At 66.0% G+C, this 19,144-nt stretch carries 14 protein-coding genes and 2 pseudogenes; 6 read left to right on the top strand and 10 right to left on the bottom strand.

Annotated features, from left to right (window positions below; genetic code table 11):
• Nucleotides 1-33: 33 nt before the first annotated feature.
• Nucleotides 34-1,446, bottom strand: a complete 1,413-nt coding sequence (locus ALC15_RS34590; RefSeq protein ID WP_050631158.1) for a mannose-1-phosphate guanylyltransferase/mannose-6-phosphate isomerase — start codon at nucleotides 1,444-1,446, stop codon at nucleotides 34-36.
• A 348-nt stretch (nucleotides 1,447-1,794) separates the two neighbouring features.
• Between ALC15_RS34590 and ALC15_RS34585 the strand changes: the two genes are divergently transcribed.
• Nucleotides 1,795-2,763 carry a lysylphosphatidylglycerol synthase transmembrane domain-containing protein gene (locus tag ALC15_RS34585; protein ID WP_050631157.1) on the top strand — a complete coding sequence of 323 codons (969 nt, stop codon included), beginning with the start codon at nucleotides 1,795-1,797 and terminating at the stop codon, nucleotides 2,761-2,763.
• A gap of 28 nt (nucleotides 2,764-2,791) precedes the next feature.
• Complete coding sequence (locus ALC15_RS34580) at nucleotides 2,792-3,802, top strand: MraY family glycosyltransferase (RefSeq protein ID WP_050631156.1); 1,011 nt, start codon at nucleotides 2,792-2,794, stop codon at nucleotides 3,800-3,802.
• 5 nt (nucleotides 3,803-3,807) lie between these two features.
• Here ALC15_RS34580 and ALC15_RS34575 read toward each other — a convergent pair whose 3' ends face one another.
• The 7 genes and pseudogenes from ALC15_RS34575 to rfaD all read right to left on the bottom strand — a co-directional run bounded on the left by ALC15_RS34575 (nucleotide 3,808) and on the right by rfaD (nucleotide 11,764).
• The gene (locus ALC15_RS34575) at nucleotides 3,808-4,749 is read right to left on the bottom strand and encodes an NAD-dependent epimerase/dehydratase family protein (protein WP_050631155.1); all 942 of its coding nucleotides are present in this window, start codon (nucleotides 4,747-4,749) and stop codon (nucleotides 3,808-3,810) included.
• The gene (locus ALC15_RS34570) at nucleotides 4,746-5,708 is read right to left on the bottom strand and encodes a glycosyltransferase family 4 protein (RefSeq protein ID WP_244486386.1); all 963 of its coding nucleotides are present in this window, start codon (nucleotides 5,706-5,708) and stop codon (nucleotides 4,746-4,748) included. The genes ALC15_RS34575 and ALC15_RS34570 overlap by 4 nt, the downstream gene beginning before the upstream one ends.
• Before the next feature lie 38 nt (nucleotides 5,709-5,746).
• A complete protein-coding gene (locus ALC15_RS46700) occupies nucleotides 5,747-5,959 on the bottom strand; it encodes a hypothetical protein (protein ID WP_244486385.1) in 213 nt (70 codons plus the stop codon).
• A 48-nt stretch (nucleotides 5,960-6,007) separates the two neighbouring features.
• Entirely contained in the window at nucleotides 6,008-7,921 is a 1,914-nt protein-coding gene (locus ALC15_RS34565; RefSeq protein ID WP_050631154.1) for a nucleoside-diphosphate sugar epimerase/dehydratase, read from the bottom strand.
• Between the two features lie 83 nt (nucleotides 7,922-8,004).
• A complete protein-coding gene (locus ALC15_RS34560; RefSeq protein ID WP_050631153.1) occupies nucleotides 8,005-9,285 on the bottom strand; it encodes an O-antigen ligase family protein in 1,281 nt (426 codons plus the stop codon).
• Between the two features lie 8 nt (nucleotides 9,286-9,293).
• Nucleotides 9,294-10,765, bottom strand: a pseudogene (rfaE1, locus tag ALC15_RS34555) (D-glycero-beta-D-manno-heptose-7-phosphate kinase).
• Nucleotides 10,766-10,783: 18 nt separating this feature from the next.
• A complete protein-coding gene (gene rfaD, locus ALC15_RS34550; RefSeq protein ID WP_050631152.1) occupies nucleotides 10,784-11,764 on the bottom strand; it encodes an ADP-glyceromanno-heptose 6-epimerase in 981 nt (326 codons plus the stop codon).
• 137 nt (nucleotides 11,765-11,901) lie between these two features.
• Here rfaD and waaF point away from each other — a divergent pair.
• Nucleotides 11,902-12,965 (top strand): annotated as a pseudogene (waaF, locus tag ALC15_RS34545) (lipopolysaccharide heptosyltransferase II).
• Here the strand turns inward: waaF and ALC15_RS34540 are convergent.
• Nucleotides 12,947-13,987 carry a glycosyltransferase family 4 protein gene (locus tag ALC15_RS34540; protein WP_050631181.1) on the bottom strand — a complete coding sequence of 347 codons (1,041 nt, stop codon included), beginning with the start codon at nucleotides 13,985-13,987 and terminating at the stop codon, nucleotides 12,947-12,949. The pseudogene waaF and the gene ALC15_RS34540 sit on opposite strands and share 19 nt — an antisense overlap.
• 137 nt (nucleotides 13,988-14,124) lie before the next feature.
• Between ALC15_RS34540 and galE the strand changes: the two genes are divergently transcribed.
• Both galE and ALC15_RS34530 read left to right on the top strand, forming a co-directional pair.
• On the top strand, nucleotides 14,125-15,138 hold the full coding sequence (gene galE, locus ALC15_RS34535) for a UDP-glucose 4-epimerase GalE (RefSeq protein ID WP_050631151.1): 1,014 nt from the start codon (nucleotides 14,125-14,127) through the stop codon (nucleotides 15,136-15,138).
• 108 nt (nucleotides 15,139-15,246) lie between these two features.
• A complete protein-coding gene (locus ALC15_RS34530; RefSeq protein WP_050631150.1) occupies nucleotides 15,247-17,055 on the top strand; it encodes an ABC transporter ATP-binding protein in 1,809 nt (602 codons plus the stop codon).
• On the opposite strand, the gene ALC15_RS34525 is transcribed toward ALC15_RS34530, so the two are convergent.
• Entirely contained in the window at nucleotides 17,056-18,249 is a 1,194-nt protein-coding gene (locus ALC15_RS34525; protein ID WP_050631149.1) for a dipeptidase, read from the bottom strand.
• A 147-nt stretch (nucleotides 18,250-18,396) separates the two neighbouring features.
• Here ALC15_RS34525 and ALC15_RS34520 point away from each other — a divergent pair, with 147 nt between their 5' ends.
• Nucleotides 18,397-19,098: a fumarylacetoacetate hydrolase family protein gene (locus tag ALC15_RS34520; protein WP_050631148.1), complete on the top strand. Its 702-nt coding sequence runs from the start codon at nucleotides 18,397-18,399 to the stop codon at nucleotides 19,096-19,098.
• Nucleotides 19,099-19,144: the final 46 nt, after the last annotated feature.

The raw sequence follows: 19,144 nt of genomic DNA, 5'->3' as shown, positions 1-19,144 counted from the left end.
CCGCGGCCGCAGATTCGCGCGGGAACCGGCGCCTCAGCTGCGCTGATAGTCGTCCTCGATGCGGATGATGTCGTCCTCGCCGAAGTAGCTGCCGGTCTGCACCTCGATCAGCTCGAGCTGGATCTTGCCGGGATTCTCCAGCCGGTGCACCGCGCCGATCGGGATGTAGATCGACTCGTTCTCGTGCACCGTCTTAACCAGCTCGTTGACGGTGACCTGCGCGGTGCCGCGCACCACGATCCAGTGCTCGGAGCGGTGATGGTGCTTCTGCAGGGACAGCCGCCCGCCCGGCTTGACGATGATGCGCTTGACCTGGTGGCGGTCGCCATTGTCGACCGACTGATAGGAGCCCCAGGGGCGATGCACCTTGATGTGGTTCTCGGTCACCCCGGGCGCGGTGACCTTCAATTTCGCGACCAGCCGCTTCAGCCCGTTGGCGTCTTTCTGGCGCGACACCAGCACGGCGTCCTGGGTCGCAACCACGACGAGGTCGTCGACGCCTTCGAGCGCGACCAGCGCCCGGTCGGTCGCGACGTTGCAATTGCGGCTGTCCTCGAACACCGCCGCACCGCGCGCCGCATTGCCGAGACTGTCCTTGTCGGAGAGCTCCCAGACCTGACGCCACGAGCCGATGTCGGACCAGCCGCACGCCACTGGCTCCACCGCGGCAAGAGCGGTCTTCTCCATCACGGCGTAGTCGATCGAGATCGCCTCTGCCGCGCCGAATGCCGATGCATCGAGCTTGACGAAGCTGAGATCGCGCGTTGCGTTAGCGACCGACTGCTCCACCGCAGCAATGCTGTCCGCATCGACGTTGCGATACTCGTCGAGCAGCACGCTGGCGCGGAACATGAAATTGCCGCTGTTCCAGAGGTAACCCGCATCGATATAGCCTGCCGCCGTCGCGGCATCCGGCTTCTCGACGAATTTTGCCACCGCGCGCACCTCGCCGGCGACCACCGCGCCCGGGCTGATGTAGCCGTATTCGGTGGCAGGCCGTTCCGGCTTGACGCCGAATGTCACGATGCGGCCGGCTTCGGCAGCCACCAATCCGCCGCGGCACGCGGCCACGAAGGCCAGCGTGTCCCGCACCAGATGATCGGCGGCGAGCGCCAGCACGATCGCTTCATTGTCGCGGCTCTGCGCGAACGCCGCACCGGCCGCGATGGCGGGCCCGGAGTCGCGGCGCATCGGCTCGAGCAGCACGTCGGCCTCGCGGCCGATCTCGGCCAGCTGCTCCAGCACCATGAAGCGATAGGCCTCGTTGGTGATCACGATGGGACGCTCGAACAAGGTCGGATCAGAGACCCGCAGCAGCGTCTCCTGGAAGGTCGAGCGCGCCCCGAACAGCGACAGGAACTGCTTCGGATGCACCTCGCGTGACGCCGGCCAGAGCCGCGTGCCAGCGCCGCCACACATGATCAGGGGAATAATTCGTCGATCCATCGATGCCTCTAGTCCTGTCGTGCACGTCCTATCGTATCCATCCGCGGACGGCACACCGAATTGGCCGGGCCGCCGCGGCCGGCAGCCCTGTTCCTGGAGAGCACGATCCGAGCAGTCACGCGCCCCCACGCGTCTGGTCGGATTTTACCGGTTTCGTAAAACTCCCGGTGAGCGGCGGGGCGTCCCCGCTCCAGCCTGTTTAGCCGCCCCGTCGCGCCTGCCGCAATAGGGACCAGTACGGGTATTGCCAGATCGCCGCGGAAACCATACCAAGGCGGCGAATTTGGGCGCGCGAAAGCGTTTTGCGCTGTTTTTGACACATCCTGAAACCTGGCAGCGCGAACGGAAATGCGCCGAATCCTGCTTTCGACCGTCAAGATCCTGATCTCGGCCGCGCTGCTCTATTTCTCGCTGCGCAAGGTCAATCTGTACGATCTGGCCTCCCGCATCCAGGTCGAGAGCCTCGGCTGGCTCGGCCTCGCCATTGCGATCACCTTCCTGCAGATCTTTCTCGGGGTGCTGCGCTGGCGCGAGATCAGCGTCGAGTGCGGCGCGCCGCTGGGGACCGCCCAGGCGATGCGCTTCAACGTGATCGGCACCTTCTTCAACCAGACCCTGCCGTCCTCGATCGGCGGCGACGCCGTGCGGCTCTGGCTCGTCGCGCGCGCCGGTGCCGGCTGGCGGGCAGCCACCTATTCGATCTTCGTCGACCGCGCGGTCGGACTGATCGCGCTCGCCGTCGTGATCGCGGCCACCCTGCCCTGGAGTTACCGGCTGATCTCCGATTCCAACGGCTGGACCGCATTGCTGCTGCTCGACCTTGCGGCGCTCGCGGCCGGATTCGGCTTCCTGGTGATCGGCCTGTTGCCGTGGGCCTGGCTGAAGCAATGGTGGGCAACGCACCACATCCACGCCTGCGCGGTCATCGCGAACCGGGTGCTGTTCAGCCGCAAGCACGGATTGCGGGTGGCGGCGCTCTCGATCGCCATTCACGTGGTGACGGTCGTGATCGCCTGGTGCGTGGTGAAGTCGATCACCGCCCCGGTCACCTTCGGCCAGATCTTCCAGCTGTTGCCGCCGGTGATGCTGATCACGATGATGCCGATCTCGATCGCCGGCTGGGGCGTGCGCGAGGCCACCATGGCGCTGGCCTTCGGCTATGCCGGATTGATCGCGAACGAGGGTGTCAACATCTCGCTGTTGTTCGGCGCGGTGTCGTTCGCGGTCGGCGTATTCGGCGGCCTGGTGTGGATCCTGAGCCCCGAAAAGGCCGCCAAGGGCGCAGCGCCGATCGAAGTCCCGGGATCGCAATCGTGAGTCCCGGGATCGCAGCGACCGGACCAGCATGAGCAGCTTCGAGATCCTCCTGTCGTTGATCGCAGCGGCTCTGGCCGCATCGATCTCGGCCGTCCTGATCCGGGCGACACGGCCGGTGCTGCTGCGCGTGGCGCTGGCGAAACCGAATGCGCGCTCGTCGCACCGCATTCCAACGCCGCAGGGCGCCGGCATCGCGGTCATTGCGGCCACGCTGCTCGCAGGCGGGATCGTCATCGTGCTGGCCGGATCGCCGGACCTGACGATTCCATTCACGGTGTTCGCGGCCTGCCTGTTCATCGCGGTGGTAGGCTTTGCCGACGACCTCCGCTCCCTGCCCGTCGTCCCGCGGCTGCTGCTCCAGGGCGCCGCCGTTGCCGCCGTGGTGTTGTTGATGCCGGGCGAGCACAGGCTCGTCTCGGCCTGCCCGCTCTGGCTCGAACGCAGCCTGTTGCTGGTCGCCGGCCTCTGGTTCGTGAACCTCGTCAACTTCATGGACGGGCTCGACCTGATGACGGCGGCTGAGGCCGTGCCGATCACGGTGGCGGTCGCCCTGCTCGGCTGGTTCGGCCATGTCCCCGCGGCAACCACGCTGGTCGCGGCCGCGTTGTGCGGCGCGCTGCTCGGCTTCGCGCCGTTCAACCGGCCGGTGGCCAAGATATTCCTTGGCGATGTCGGCAGCCTGCCGATCGGCCTGCTGCTCGGCTGGTGCCTGCTCGAGCTCGCGCTGCATCAGCAATTTGCCGCCGCGCTGCTGCTGCCGCTATACTATTTGACGGATGCGACGGTCACGCTGTTTCGCCGCATGGCGCGGCGCGAGCCATTCTGGGCCGCGCATCGCTCGCACTTCTATCAACGCGCGACCGACAACGGCTTCACGGTGTGGCGTGTGGTCGGCGAAGTCTTTGCGCTCAACCTGGTGCTGGCGCTGCTCGCATTCGCCTCGGTCGCGCTCAACTCGCTGGTTGCTGACCTCGCCCTGCTGCTGGCCGGCGCGATCGCAGTCGCCTGGCAGCTGCGCCGGTTCTCGCGCGCATTCTGACCGGCTCAGATATCGGTTCGGCTCAACGCGCGCCTCAGCCCCTCATCGAGGCTGATCGGCTGCTGCCATCCGGTGCTTGCGATCTTGGACAGATCGAGTTCAAGCGAGGCGAACAGGCTGTCATAGGCCTCCTTGCGGCCACCCATCGTCAGCGACACCTTCAGGAGCGGCGGTGGCAGCCAGAACAGGCGCGGCGAGGTTTCCGCCGCGCGGGCCAACCGTTCGACGAACTCCCGCGTCGAGACCTGCTCGCGATCGGCCACCAGAAACACGTCGAAATCGTTTCCCGGTTGCGACAAGCGATGCAGGATGAACGACGCTAGGTTTTCCGCCGACAGGAACGCGCGGCGGTTCCTCACATAGGCCAGCGGAAGCGGCATGCGATTGAGCACCGCGCGCTTGAGCAAGGCGAAATTGCCTTTCGCACCGGCGCCGTAGATCAGCGGCGGCCTGATCACGGTCACCCTCATGCCGCTGCCCGGCGCAATCTCCTTGAGCCCGACTTCGGCGGCCGCTTTCGAGTTTCCGTAGAGGCCGCGGGGCGTCAGGACATCATCCTCGCGAAACGGAGGGCGCCCGTAATTGCTGCGCCCATGCACCAGGATCGTGCTGACAAAGACGAAATCCCGAACCCCCGCCGCAACCGCCGAACGCGCCAGATGCAGCGTGCCCTCGATATTGACGTTGCGGTAGAGCTCGATCGCCTGTTCGTCGGACTGCTGGTGAACGCGAGCCGCAAGATGAACGACGGCGTCCACGCCCTCGAGCGCGGCGCGCCAGTCAGTGGCAGGGCTGAGCGAGCCGATCGCCACGTCGTTTGCATCCTGCGGCGCGGTTCGCACCGCGCGCCGCACCAGCCAGCCGTTCTGCGCCAGCTCGGGCACCACATGGCGGCCAACGAAGCCGCTCGCACCCGTCACCAGAACCGTCGGGCGGCGATCAGTCATGCTGTCCGCTCCATATCGTGATTGGATAACAGCTCTGCGACCAGCGCAGCATAGCTCGACAGGGCCCGCTCGGCACTGAAGGTCCGCGCGGTTGCGACGGCGCGCTCGGCCATCTCCGTGTCCTGCGATCGCGACGCCAGCCTGACGGCATCGGCGAGTTGATCGGGCCGCCCCGGCGTGACGACCCAGCCGAGCCCGTTCTCGCTGACGGTCAAGGCTGCCTCGGCCTCGGGCTCGGAGACCAGGATGACCGGCCGGCCGGCCGCGAGCAGATTATAGAACCGGCTTGGCACCGATACACCGGCAACGTCCTTGCGATAGGGGATGAGCCAGACATCCGCACTGGAGAGCAGCGCATCCAGCTCGCCATCCGCGACGCGGTCGACCAGCGTGACGTTGGCGAGTTGCGCTGCGGCCTGCATCTCCTTCAACCGCGCAAAGCCCATGCCCCATCCCGAGAGCACGAAGTGGATATCGGGCTCGTCGCGCAACAGCCGCGCGGCCTGGAAGACGATGTCCGGATCGTGGGTGAAGCCCAGATTGCCGGACAGGCCGACGACGAAGCGGGCGGCAATCGCCCTGCGAAACGGATTGTCGGGGCTGACGGGACGATTGCCGGGGGCGAGCGTGGCCCAGTTCGGAATGAACCTGATCTTGTCCGGCGTCATCCCGCCATAGCGCAGCAGCAGCTTCTCGGCGTCGCGGCCGATGACGATCACCACGTTCAAGACACGGAACATCAGCGCGTTGATGCCGCGCATCGCCCGCGCGACCAGCGAAGACGGCCGCAGCAGTCCGGCCATCACGAGAACGTCCGGAAACAGGTCGTGCAGGATCAAGGCCGACCTGGCCCCCTTCAGCCTCGCCGCGATGGCAACCGCATAGGGAAGCGCGAACGGAGCAGTCACCGTCAGCGCCACGTCGCCCCGCTGCAGCCGCGACAACAGCGCAAAGAACATCCGGCCGGTGAACAGCGCCTCGGCCAGTGCGCGCTTGATCAGCGCCGCCTTTCCCGGCAGCCAGTTCCTGATCTCGACGACGGCGGGCCGCCCCGGCGCCGGCGCCTCGCCGAGCCCGGCATCCCCGAGACCACCACCACCTCCGCCTCCTGCGCGATCCGTTCGGCGATCGCAGACATGATCGCGGCGGTCGTGCTGTGGTCCGGCGGATAGTGCTGGCTGGCGACCACGACTTTTCGAGAACTGGGCATCAATGGCTTTCGAAACGGTCCTGCCTCATCGTCAGCGGGACGGCGCCGTCAGGCGGCATTCGACCCGAACTCGGGCACCGCGTCCTGGAGGACGGCATGGATAGTCACGCGGTCATCTCGCTCGATCGCATCTTCGAGCGCCGCGAGCCACTTGCGCAGCGTCGACATCGGAGGCTGGTTCGGCTTGGCGGCCATGACGCCGGCGACGCCGATTTCGAGTGTCGGCTCCTGGCTTGCGAACAGGATCTCGTTCAGCCGCTCGCCCGGACGGATGCCGCTAAACACGATCTCGACGTCGACGCCCGGTTGCAGGCCCGACAGGCGGATCATCCGCTCGGCGAGATCGACGATCTTCACCGGCTGCCCCATGTTCAGCACATAGACCGAGACGTCAGGCCGTGCCGGCGTCATTGCGTGGGTCGCGGCGGTGATCACGAGATCGCAGGCTTCGCGGATCGTCATGAAATAACGGACCATGTCCGGATGGGTGACGGTGATCGGCCCGCCGGCCTCGATCTGCGCCTTGAATTTCGGCACCACGGATCCGTTGGACGCCAGCACATTGCCGAACCGCACCGAGATCAGCCGCATATGCGACTTGCCCTTGGCTTCGATCATCAGGTCGTGATCCATCGCCTGACAATACATCTCGGCGAACCGCTTGGTCAGGCCGAGCATCGATACCGGCTCGATCGCCTTGTCGGTCGAGATCATCACCATGGCGCTCGCGCCCGCGGCGCGCGCCGCGTCGGCGACGTTCACAGACCCGAAGATGTTGGTCTTGACCCCTTCGCTCCAGTCGCGCTCCAGGATCGGCACATGCTTGAGCGCCGCGGCATGGAACACGATGTCGGGCTTGAACTCGCTCATCAGGCGCGTGATACGCTCGCGATCCCTGATGTCGGCGATCCTGCCCTCGATCTCGGGGCCGGTGTCGCGCGCGGACAGCGCCTCGGTGACCGCATAGAGCGCAGGCTCGGAGTTCTCGACGACCAAGAGGCGCGCGGCGCCGAAGGTCGCGACCCGGTCGCAGATCTCCGCACCGATCGAGCCGCCGCCACCGGTCACGATGACGGACTTGCCCTTCACCAGCGCCTCGAGCCGGGCGTAGTCGATCTTCTGGCTCGGACGCAGCAGCAGGTCCTCGACCGCGACATTGGTGAGCCGCGGCGCATCGCCGCCCTCCAGCGACGGCAGGCGGCTGACCATCAGGCCAAGCCGCTTGGCGCGCATCAGCAGGCTCTCCGGATGCGCGTCCGGCTCGAAGGCCGAGGGCGTCATGACCACGCGCTTGATCGGCCGCTGCCGGCTCTCGAAATCCCGAATCACGGCCTCGATGTCATCGACGCCGCCGACGACGGGGATGTTGCGGATCATCTGGCCGCGGTCCGCGGCCGAGGGCGACAGCACGCCGACCGGCCAGAGCCGCTTGATGGCACCGTTCTCGATGCCGCGCAGCACGACTTCGGCATCGGCCGTGCGCCCGACCAGCAGCGCCGGCGCGGCATTGTCGGACCGGGCATGAAGCCGCGTGCGCGAATAACGGAAGTAGCGATAACCCAGCCGCAACGCGCTCAGCGCGAACACTTCCAGGAAGAAGAACAGGATGATCGTGACCCGGCCGAGGAACACCGGGCTCAGCGAGGCTGCTCCCGTGAAAAAGTAGACGTAGTCCAGCACGACCAGCGCCAGCGTCAGCACCGCTGCGACCCGCAGGATGTTCACCGCGTCCGGCAACGAGGTGAAGCGCCATTTCGCCGTCGTCAGGTTGGAGAAATAGCTGACCACAATGCTGAACAGCACGAACCACGGCAGAATGCGCAGCAGATGCGGCAACCGATCCGTGAGCAGGCTGCCTTCGAACCGCAGATAGAAGCTCGCCAGCAACGCAAACGTCGTCGCGAGCGCGTCATGCGCCAGGATCAGGAAGTTGCGCAGGGTGAATTGTGAAAGACGCGTCATCTAGCAGACGGGTTGCTGGCAACTGGGAGTTGGCGACAAGACATTGGCAGGCTGTAGCGTATCTGCGGAGCCCTTGCCAGCGATCATGGACGGATCGAAGGCTCGGGTTCCAAATCGGTCCCCGATCGCCCCTTCAACGCCATGCCGCCAGCAACCCCGACGCCCAGCACATACATCCAGCCTTCGTGAAAGTCGAAGATGTGTGAATTAAACAACGAACTTGTAATATTCTGTACCACGACGAGAAGCCCGATCCAGTTGACGAGGCCGTCGCCGCGGAACAGCAACAGGTGCAGTAGCCACATCGCGTACAGTATCGCCACACCCACAATGCCCCACTGCACGGCGACGTTCAACGTTTGATTGTGGGGATTTCCGATCACTTCGGCGGAAGCCTGGTTCATGCCGCCGGTCGCGACGCGCTCGAACAGGCCCCGCGTTGCTCCGGTGCCGTGGCCGATGACCGGGGCTTCGGCGAAGAAGCCGAGCGACTTGCGCCAGAATTCGAGCCGCAAGCCGAGCGACGTCGGCTCGTTGCGCTCCATGTAGAGCTTGTAGTCACGCCCGAATGACTCGGCCGTCCGTCGCAGCGGCGACGATCCATACCACGCCACCACGGACAACGCGGCGGCCGCGCAAAGGATCAGGACGATGCTGCGCCAGCGCAGATGCAGCAGCGCAAACACCGCGAACATGATCGGAACCGTCACGATCGCCGTCCGCGACACCACCACGAGCGCCATGTTGGCGAACAGGCTGAGCGCAATAGCCAACAGCAGCACGGCCGGCAAGATGCGTTTGTCCCGCAGCAACATCACGATCGGATAGGCCAGCGCGACCGCGCACAGCGTGAATTCCTGGCTCTGGTCAATGTAGTTCTTGACGAACACCCCCTGTTCGCCCGGCGCGGCCGCCCGCAGCGCGAGGTGCGGATAGGCCAGCACCAGCCAGGACATCAGCATCAGCAGCGTGCAGGACACGAGGAAAGCCACGAATACCCACGTGCCGCGGGTCGAGCGCTGGAAATGATAGAGCAGCACCGGGAGCACCAGGAGCTTTGCGGTCGGCCCGACGGCATACAATCTCGTGCCCCAGGCGGCGTCCGACCACAGCGTTCCGGCGAGCGCGAGGCAGAACAACGCGATCGGCGCCACGCAGATCGGCCGCTTCAGCAACGTCCAGAACGCCCGGAGGTCGACGGTCGGCGCAATCGCGATCAGCAGCACCACACCGAAGATACCGACCAGCGAGGTCGACCACGGCAGCGACAGCGCGATCAGAACCGCGACGACGTCGGTCGTGGTGTGCCAGCGCGCCGGATCGCGCCAGGCCGGACACGCCGCGGTCGGTGCCGATGATGCCATGCTCGCGCTCACGCCTTGCCCTCGCGGGCGCGGGCAACCAGCGACGTCGTGCTGTGGCCCTGCAGGATCTCGACCAGCACCACCTCGCCACCGGCGGCCTCGACGATCTCGTGACCGACCACCTGCTCGCGGATGTAGTCACCGCCCTTGACCAGCACGCTCGGCCGCACCTTGGTGATCAGATTGATCGGCGTGTCTTCCTCGAAGATCGCGACGAGATCGACGGCTTCCAGCGCCGCCAGGACCTCGGCGCGGGCGCGCTCGTTCTGCACCGGACGCCCCTCGCCCTTCAGTCGCTTCACCGAGGCATCGCTGTTCAAGCCGACGATGAGGCGGTCACAGGCGCGCGCGCGGCGGTCAGGACCTTGACGTGACCGGGATGCAGGATGTCGAAACAGCCATTGGTGAAGCCGATGCGCAGATCCTGCCGGCGCCATTCCTCTAGATACGCATCGATATCGCCACCGGCCGGGACGATCTTCTCCTCGGCCGCGAGCGACGCGTGAGGCAGGATCCGTCGCCGCAGTTCGGCGGACCTGACGATCGCAGTGCCGGTCTTGCCGACCGCAACCGCCGCCGCGGCACTCGCGATCCGCAGCGCGCCGTCCCAGTCGGCACCGCCGGCGAGCGCGAGCGCCAGCGCCGCGGCGACGGTATCGCCGGCCCCGGAGACGTCACGCACCTTGACCGGCAGCGCCGGCACATGGATCGATCCGCCATCCCGCGTCACCAGGGTCATGCCGCGCTCGCCCTGCGTCACCAGCATCGCCTCGCAATCGGCGAGGACCATCGCATCGGGCGCCGCCTGCGCGATGTTGTCATGGCTGTCGGCGCGGCTGCGGGTCGCCTCGGCGAACTCCTTGCGGTTCGGCGTCAGCACGGTCGCGCCGCGATAGATCGCGAGATTGGCGCTCTTGGGATCGACGATCACGCGCTTTTTCGCCTGACGCGCGGCGTCGATCACGTTGCGGATCACGCGCGCGGTGAGCACGCCCTTGGCATAGTCGGACAGCAGCACGATGTCGGCCTGCGCAAGGCGCGGCAGGATGGCGTCGATCAACTGCTGCTCGACGGCGGGCGCCGCCGGCGCCGCGAGCTCCCAATCGGAGCGCAGCATGTGGGTCGAGAACTGTTCGGAGACGAAGCGCACCTTGCGCGTGGTCGGCCGCGCGGCGTCGCGCACCAGCACGGTTTCGATGCCGGCCTCCTTCGCCAGCGCCTCCGAGAGCACCGTGCCGGCGGCATCCTCGCCGATCAGGCCGACGAAGATGCAGCGCCCGCCGAGCGAGGCGATATTGCGCGCGACGTTGCCAGCGCCGCCGATATTGATCTCGCTGCGCCTGACCGCGATCACCGGCGCCGGCGCCTCCGGCGAGATCCGCGACACCTCGCCATAGACGAACTCGTCGAGCATGAGGTCGCCGACGCAGAGCACGGTCTGGCCGGACATTGCACGGGAGATCGCTTCAAAATCGAACATCAGTCACCGTCATCCGCTCTAGCGATAGCGATCCGCGCGATCGAGGAAGCCGTTCACATAGGCCCCGACCGCGTCTTCCAGGCGGGTGAATCCGCCATTGTACCCAGCGTGCGCGAGACGATCGACGACGCTCTCGGTGAAGTATTGGTAACTGCCGCGAATCTGCTCGGGCATGTCGACATACTGGATGTTCGGCTGCAGCCCGAGCGCGCCATACGCCGAGACGATCAGGTCCTTGAAGCTGCGCGCCTTGCCGGTGCCGACATTGAACAGCCCGGAGACCCTCGGCGTCGCGATCAGCCACATCATTACCCGCACGACGTCGTCGACATAGATGAAGTCGCGGCGCTGGTCGCCGTCGGCGATGCCCTCGCGATGCGACTTGAACAGCTGCACGACGCGGCCGGCTTTGATGTCGTCGAAGCGGCGCGCCAGCACGCTCATCATCGGACCCTTGTGATATTCATTCGGGCCGAACACGTTGAAGAATTTCAGCCCGGCCCATTGCGGCGGCAGGGGTTCGCCTTTCAGAGCGCGCTCGGCGACGGCGAGATCGAACAGGTTCTTGCTCCAGCCGTACAGGTTCATCGGCCGCAGCCGCTTCAGCGCCTCGACCGAGGCGTCGTCGTCAAAGCCCTGCTCACCGTCGCCATAGGTCGCAGCCGAGGAGGCATAGATGAAAGGGGTCGCATTCGCGGTGCACCAGTCGAGCAGCCGCATCGAGAGACGGAAATTGGTCTCGATCACCAGATCGCCGTCGGTCGCCGTGGTCTCGGAAATCGCGCCGAGATGGATGACGGCTGAAAGCCGCCGCCCCTTCAGCCAGTCACCAAGCTCGGCCGGGGGAACAACGTCGGCCAGCTGACGCTTGGCCAGGTTCCGCCACTTGCCGTCCTGTCCAAGGATGTCGCAGACCGCAACGTCGCTGCGCCCGGCGTCATTCAACGCAGCCACGACGTTCGAGCCGATAAAACCGGCGCCCCCGGTTACCAGAAACATGATGAAATCCCGCCAGATTCCCGTTGTCAGCCGCCAGCTTTGCCCCACTCCCGCGCCACAGGCAACGACGGCTTTACCTCTTATCGCGAACCGGTTACCGACTTGGCCGCGCCGGTCCGGCCTTGGCCCATTTAGAAATGAATATTGATTCAATATCTGATATCGAAACTGAGGATGCCGAGGATACCAGACCTATCCTCGTCGTGCCCTATGTTTGGATCGGCGATTTCGTGCGCGGCCACACTGTGGTCAGGGTGCTTCGCAAGCGCTGGCCGAACCGGCCGGTTGACCTGCTGACGTCAAGGCTTTGCGCCCCTCTGGTCGACTACATGCCCGGTGTCCGCGCCGGGATCGTGTTCGACCTGCCGCGCAGCCGGCTGGCGCTGGCCCAGCAGCGGGCACTGGCGGCCGAGCTTCGAGCGCGGAATTACGCCACCGCGCTGGTGCTGCCTCGGACCTGGAAGTCCGCCATTGCACCGGCGCTGGCGGGCATCCCGGAGCGGATCGGCTTCTTCGGCGAGGCACGGTTCGGCCTGATCAATGCGATGCGGTGGGGCGAACAGAAGCAGCCGCGCTTCATCGACAAGAACGCCATCCTAGCGCTACCGGACGGCGCCGCCCGACCTCCCGAATGGCCGGTGCCGCAGCTTCGGGTTCCCGCGACGAGATCGGACAATGGCGGCAGGCCAACGGGCTCGGCAGCAATCCCGCCATCGTATTGGGCCCCGGCTCGGTCGGCGCCTCCAAGCGATGGACCTATTATCCGGAGGCCGCGCGGCTGTTCGCCGAACGCGGGTTCGACGTCTGGGTGGTCGGCGGCCCCGGCGAGAAGGCATTGGCGCAGGAGATCGTGGCTGCCGGCGGTGCGCGGGTCCGCGATCTCACCGGCACCGATTTGCGCAACGGCGTGCTGGCGATCGCCGCGGCCAGTGTCGCGATCGCCAACGATTCCGGGCTGATGCACATCGCGGCCGCGATCGGCACGCCGACCATGGGCATCTTCGGTCCGACCGATCCGTATCTCTGGGCGCCCCTCAATCCGCTCGCCGCGACGGTGCGACAGACCAAAAGCAAGCTGCCTTGCCAGCCGTGCCAGCGCACGGTCTGCACCATGAACGATCATCGCTGCATGCGCGACATTGCGGCCGAGGAGGTCGTGGAGATTGCGCAGCGCGTGCTGGCTCAGATCAGCGTGCGATAGACCCTGGCGATCGCGGCCGCCTCCGCATCCAGGCTGAACTTATCCACAACTCGTTGGCGCGCCCGCGCCCCCATCGCTTCGGCCGATGCCGGATCGCGCATCAGCGGCTCGAGCGCGGCCGCCAGCGCGTCGGCGTCGCCGGGCGGCGTCAGCACGCCGGTCGCGCCATCCTCGACCACGAACTCGGCGGCGCCCGCGCGCGCGGCCACGAGCGCAGCGCCGGCCGACATCGCCTCGATCAGGGTCAGGCCAAAGCCCTCGTTGCGTGAGGTGAAGGCATAGATCGTCAGCCGCTGGTACCAGCGCACGACATCCTCGATCGGCAGTTCACCCGTGATGACGATGCGCGATTGTAGCCCCGCGGCCTCGATCTTCCGCTTCAGCTCGCCCGCGAAGGCGAGTTGCTCCGGCACCACGGCGCCGACGATGACGGCGGTGAAATCGGGATAGCGCGGCAGCAGCCTGCACATCGCCTCGACGAACACGTCGCTGCCCTTCTGCGCGCGCACCCGCCCGAAGCAGCCGATCGCATGGCGTCCCGCCAATCCACTCTCGGCAAACGCCGCCGCGCGATCGGCCGGCGGCGCATAGCGATCGGTGTCGACGCCGTGCATCACCACCGTGGCGTCGCGCTTGAGATAAGAGGCCGACAGCGGGCTGGTGGCGATGATCGCATCCATGTTGCGGATCAGCCAGCGCGTCAGCCATGTGTGATGACGCTGCGCGGCCGAGGTGAACAGCAGCTTCAGCGGCCAGCCGAGCGCACGCAGCACGAGCCCTGCGATCATCTCGTCGTTGCGCCGCGCGTGCCAGATCACCGGCTGAGCGCGCCGCCACAGCCGCATCAGATCGGCAAATCCCATCGCGTCGATGCCGTCGGGGCGGTGCGAGCCGAGCCAGCCTGCGCGAAACATCTTTGCAAGCTTCGGCGCGACCATGCGGTTGGTCGCGGTGACACCCGAATAGCGCCGGTGCAGGTTGGGCACGATGAGCTCAAGCTCGCCGGCAGGTGTGTTCTCGATCGGCACGCAAGTCTCCGTTTCGCGCCAGTTCCTATACGCAACATTAAGCATAGTGGCCAGTTCGGCCGCGGCGAAACCCCCTCTTCACCGCACTCCCGCTAGCATCGCCGGTTAAAGATATCGGGAGAGCTCTACACATGACCGTGCTCGTGACCGGCGGTGCCGGCTATATCGGAAGTCACATGGTTCATGCGCTGGTCGATGCCGGCGAAAGCGTCGTCGTCGTCGACAATCTTTCCACCGGCTTCTCCGCATTCCTGCCCGAAGGCGTTCCGCTGTTCATCGGCGATGCCGGCGACGAGAACCTCGTCGAGGGCGTGATCGCACAGCACGGCATCGACAGCATCATCCATTTCGCCGGCTCGGTGGTGGTGCCGGATTCGATGCGCGATCCGCTCGGCTATTACCGCAACAACACCATGACGACGCGCAGCCTGCTCAATGCTGCCGTGAAGGGTGGCGTCAGCCGCTTCATCTTCTCCTCGACCGCCGCCGTCTACGGCAATCCGGACCAGGTACCGGTGCCGGAGATCGCGCCGACTCGTCCGCTGTCGCCCTACGGCTCGTCCAAGCTGATGACCGAGATCATGCTGCACGATGTCGCATCGGCGCATGGCATGAACTACGTGGTGCTGCGCTACTTCAACGTCGCCGGTGCCGACCCGAAAGGCCGCGTCGGCCTTGCCACCATCGGCGCCACCCATCTGCTCAAGATCGCGGTCGAGGCCGCGACCGGGCAGCGCGCCAAGATCGACGTTTTCGGCACCGACTATCCGACCCAGGACGGCAGTTGCGTGCGCGACTTCATCCATGTCAGCGACCTCGTCGAGGCGCACCGCTCGGCGCTGGCCTATCTGCGCGGCGGCGGGCAATCGGTGACGATGAATTGCGGCTACGGCCGCGGCTATTCCGTGCTCGAGACCATCGAGGCGGTGCGCCGGGTCTCGATGCGCAATTTCGCGGTCGCCTATGCCGCGCGCCGGCCAGGCGACATCATGACCATGGTGGCGGATACGACACGGATCCGCTCGCTGCTCGACTGGACCCCGCGCTACGATGATCTCGAGACCATCGCGAGCCACGCGCTGGCCTGGGAGGAGAAGCTGTTCCGGGAGCGCGGGGGCGCCGCGCGACAGGCAGAATCGGCCTAAAAATCAAGCCGTTATCAAGCCTTTATTGTGCTTGAAAAAGCCCCGCCAAGCGGGCAATGAGGTCCGCAACCCTGACGGCCGGCGCTGCCCGCCGTCAATGGAACGCGGATGGCTCAGTTTCCAAAGAAAATTACCGACGATCCCTACGGCGCGGCGATCCTGATCCGCCGCCTGGTCACGGAACAGGGGATCACCTACTGGCGGCGTTATCTGACGGCGTTCGCCCTGATGGCGGTTGCCGCCGGCTCGACGGCGGGCGCCACCTATGTGCTCGGCCAGGTGATCAACCAGGCCTATGTCGACAAGAACATCCCCGGCATCGCCATGTTCGCCGGGATCACCGTGGTGCTGCTGTTCATCAAGGGCGTGGCGACCTACGGCCACATGGTGATCCTGTCGAAGATCAGCAACGCGATCCTGGCGCGGAACCAGCGGCAATTGTTCGCCAAGCTGATGAGCGAGAGCATCGGCTTCTTTTCGCAGCGGCACTCGTCCGAGTTCCTGGCGCGGCTCACCGCCGGCGCCAAGTCGATCACCGACGTGCTCAACATGCTGGTCAATGCGATCGGCCGCGACTTCCTGATGCTGATCAGCATGCTCGCGGTGATGATCTGGCAGGACCCGCTGATGTCGTTCATCGGGCTCGTGGCGGTGCCGCCGGCGATGCTGATGCTGCGCAGGCTGGTGAAGCGGATCAAGGGTCTCGCCTACAACCAGTTCACCGGCACAGCCGATATCATGGAGACGATGCAGGAATCGCTGCAAGGCATCCGCACCGTAAAGGCGTTCACGCTGGAAGACGCCATGCAGCAGCGGATCGACGAGAACATCTCGATCGTCGAGCGCAACGCCAACAAGATGGCGCGGGTCGCCAACCGCTCCAATCCGCTGATGGAGATGCTCGGCGGCTTTGCCGTCGCCGGCTGCCTGATGTATGGCGGCTATAGCGTGGTGGCGCTCGGCTCCACGCCGGGGCAGTTCTTCACGTTCCTGACCGCCTTCCTGATGGCGACCGAGCCGGCCAAGCGGCTGGCGCGTCTCAACATCGACCTCAACAGCCAATTGGTCGGCGCGCGGATGCTGCTCGAGGTGGTCGACAGCCCGGCCAGCGAGCAGGTCGATGACGACAAGCCGGCGCTGAAGCTTTCCGACGCGCGGATCGAGCTGCGCGACGTCAGCTTCGCCTATCGCCCCGGTGAAGCGGTGCTGAACCGCATGAGCTTCACGGCCGAGCCCGGCAAGGTCACCGCCCTGGTCGGCCCCTCCGGCGGCGGCAAATCCACCGTGCTCGCGCTGCTGCTGCGCTTCTACGAGACGCAGGAGGGCGAAATCCTGATCGACGGCCAGTCGATCTCACAAGTCTCGCGCAGATCGCTGCGGCAGCAGACCGCCTATGTCGGCCAGGACGTCTATCTGTTCCGCGACACCATCCGCGCCAACATCGCCTTCGGCAAAGGCGGCGCCACCGAGACCGAGATCATCGACGCCGCCAAGGCCGCCTGCGCGCACGACTTCATCATGAGCTTCCCGCTCGGCTACGACACGCCGGTCGGCGAGCACGGCACGCAGCTGTCCGGCGGGCAGCGCCAGCGCATCGCGGTCGCCCGCGCGCTGATCAAGAACGCGCCGATCATCCTGCTCGACGAGGCCACCGCCGCGCTCGACTCGGAGTCCGAAAAGCAGGTGCAGGAGGCGATCGAGCATCTCTGCCAGGGCCGCACCACGATCGTGATCGCGCACCGCCTGCACACCATCATGCATGCCGATGCGATCCTGGTGGTCGAGCGCGGCGAGATCGTCGAGCGCGGGCGTCACGAGGAACTGTTGCGCCGCGGCGGCCGCTACGCCTCGTTCTTCCGCCTGCAACACCGTCAAGACGCGCCGCTGGCACTGGCGCCGATCAGCGCTGCCGGCTGATCATCCTTTCCCGTCCTTCGGGACGATGCCTGCGCGCAGCACGCGCAGGACATTGCCGCCCATGACCTTGCGGATGTCGTCCTCGGAGAACCCGCTCGACATCAGCGCCTGGGTCACGGCGGCGATCCCGCCGGCATCGAATCCCGTGATGGTCGAGCCGTCGAAATCCGAGCCGAGGCCGACATGGTCGATCCCGACGAGGTCGCGGACATGGGCGATCGCCCGCGCGACATTCTTTGGATCGAGCGAACACACGGCGCCCTGCCAGAAGCCGATGCCGATCACGCCGCCGGTCCTCGCGACGCCCCTGACCTCATCGTCGGTGAGATTGCGGTTGACCTTGCAGGTCGCCTGAACGCCGCCGTGGCTCGAAACCACCGGACGCGTCGCCATCGCCAGCACGTCGGCGACCGCCGCGTGGCTCGCATGGGCGAGGTCGACGATCATTCCGATCGCTTCCATCCGCTGCACCACCTGCCGGCCGAGCGGCGTCAGCCCGCCCTTTGCCACGCCGTGCATCGAGCCTGCGACATCATTGTCGAAGAAGTGCGTGAGGCCGGCCATCCTGAAGCCGGCGGCGTAGAGCACATCGAGATTGTCGATATTGCCTTCGAGATCATGCAGGCCTTCGACCGAGAGCATGCCGCCGACCACCGTCACGCCGTTCTTGCGATCCGCGAGGAGGCGATCGATGTCGGCCGGTGTCGTGACCACGCGAAGCCGGCCAGCGGACCTGTCGGCGAAGCTGTGCAATTTCTCCGCATGCCACAACGAGCGCTGCAGCGGCGAGAACCACGTCCGAGGCGGCTGCAGATCGATGATGGCGAGGTTCGTGATCGTGTCGGTGTCGTCGGCGTTGGCATCGTAGTTCTGGCCCTTGGGCGACTTGGTGACCGACGAGAACACCTGCAAGGCGTACCGGCCCTCGATCAAGCGCGGCAAGTCGATATGGCCACGATCCGATCGCGCGATCAGATCGCGCTTCCACAACAGGCTGTCCGCGTGCATGTCCGCCACGTCAAGCGTCGCCTGCAAGGCCTGCGCGGCGGGCGTGATGTCCACGGCCACGCGCTGGACCTTGTTCTGTCCCCGATCGATCCGTTCCGGGGTCACCACAAAAAAGCGAACGGCGGAGGTGGCCAGGACCGCCGCGACCAGGGCAAGACCGATCGAAAGCCATCTCCGCGTCGGCATCACCGCTCGCGCCTGCCGAAGGCAGCCGCGCCCGGCGGAAAGCTGGCCTCACCTCTGCGCCCGGTGCAACCGCAGCCACTAGCCCTGAGCGGCGTAAGCGCGTAAAAACCGCCCGCGCTCCCTCCTTCAACCCTCCGGGACCCGTTCATGAACGCCGCCTCCACCGTCATTCCGCTTCCCCCGCAGCCCTCGCTTCCCGTCGTCGGCGAGTCCGGCACCTATCCGGTCCGCCGCATCTGGTGCGTCGGCCGCAACTATCTCGAGCATATCAGGGAGATGGGCAATGACGAGCGTGCACCGCCGTTCTTCTTCGGCAAGCATGCCGACATGCTGGTGCCTGATGGCGCGACGATCCCCTACCCGCCGCTGACCAAGGACCTGCATCATGAGGTCGAGTTGGTGGTGGCGATGAAGAGCGGCGGGCTCAACATTCCCGCCGACAAGGCGCTGGAGCACGTCTACGGCTATGCCGTCGGCATCGACCTGACCCGCCGCGACCTGCAGATCGCCTCACGCAAGAAGGAGCGGCCCTGGGAGATCGGCAAGTCGTTCGACTATTCGGCGCCCTGCTCCGCGATCCAGCCGGCCTCGAAGATCGGCCACCCCAAGGCCGGCAAGATCTGGCTCACCGTCAACGGCAAGGAAGCGCAGAAGGGCGACCTCACCGAATTGATCTGGAACGTGCCGGAGATCATCTGGCAGCTCTCGCAGCAGGTGAAGCTCGCCGCCGGCGACATCATCATGACCGGCACGCCGGCCGGAGTCTCGCAGTTGCAGGTGGGCGACAAGCTCGAATGCGGCGTCGACGGCGTCGGCAAGCTCGCCGTGACGATCGGCAAGCCTGAATAGTTACCCGCTGCAACCCAGCAGCACAGCGCGGCCCCGAACCTGGTTC

This window comes from Bradyrhizobium viridifuturi, from assembly GCF_001238275.1.
GTDB lineage: Bacteria > Pseudomonadota > Alphaproteobacteria > Rhizobiales > Xanthobacteraceae > Bradyrhizobium > Bradyrhizobium viridifuturi.
Note: the sequence above shows the minus strand (reverse complement) of the source record. Positions and strands in the feature narration are given on the sequence as shown.

Coding starts and splice junctions, on each gene's coding strand:
- ALC15_RS34575 (WP_050631155.1), bottom strand. CDS start 4,749: ATGACTGATCGCCGCCCGACGGTTCTGGTGACGGGTGCGAGCGGCTTC.
- ALC15_RS34580 (WP_050631156.1), top strand. CDS start 2,792: ATGAGCAGCTTCGAGATCCTCCTGTCGTTGATCGCAGCGGCTCTGGCC.
- ALC15_RS34570 (WP_244486386.1), bottom strand. CDS start 5,708: ATGTTCTTTGCGCTGTTGTCGCGGCTGCAGCGGGGCGACGTGGCGCTG.
- ALC15_RS34565 (WP_050631154.1), bottom strand. CDS start 7,921: ATGACGCGTCTTTCACAATTCACCCTGCGCAACTTCCTGATCCTGGCG.
- rfaD (WP_050631152.1), bottom strand. CDS start 11,764: ATGTTTCTGGTAACCGGGGGCGCCGGTTTTATCGGCTCGAACGTCGTG.
- ALC15_RS34560 (WP_050631153.1), bottom strand. CDS start 9,285: ATGGCATCATCGGCACCGACCGCGGCGTGTCCGGCCTGGCGCGATCCG.
- ALC15_RS46700 (WP_244486385.1), bottom strand. CDS start 5,959: ATGCCCAGTTCTCGAAAAGTCGTGGTCGCCAGCCAGCACTATCCGCCG.
- galE (WP_050631151.1), top strand. CDS start 14,125: ATGACCGTGCTCGTGACCGGCGGTGCCGGCTATATCGGAAGTCACATG.
- ALC15_RS34585 (WP_050631157.1), top strand. CDS start 1,795: ATGCGCCGAATCCTGCTTTCGACCGTCAAGATCCTGATCTCGGCCGCG.
- ALC15_RS34590 (WP_050631158.1), bottom strand. CDS start 1,446: ATGGATCGACGAATTATTCCCCTGATCATGTGTGGCGGCGCTGGCACG.
- ALC15_RS34530 (WP_050631150.1), top strand. CDS start 15,247: ATGGCTCAGTTTCCAAAGAAAATTACCGACGATCCCTACGGCGCGGCG.
- ALC15_RS34520 (WP_050631148.1), top strand. CDS start 18,397: ATGAACGCCGCCTCCACCGTCATTCCGCTTCCCCCGCAGCCCTCGCTT.
- ALC15_RS34525 (WP_050631149.1), bottom strand. CDS start 18,249: ATGCCGACGCGGAGATGGCTTTCGATCGGTCTTGCCCTGGTCGCGGCG.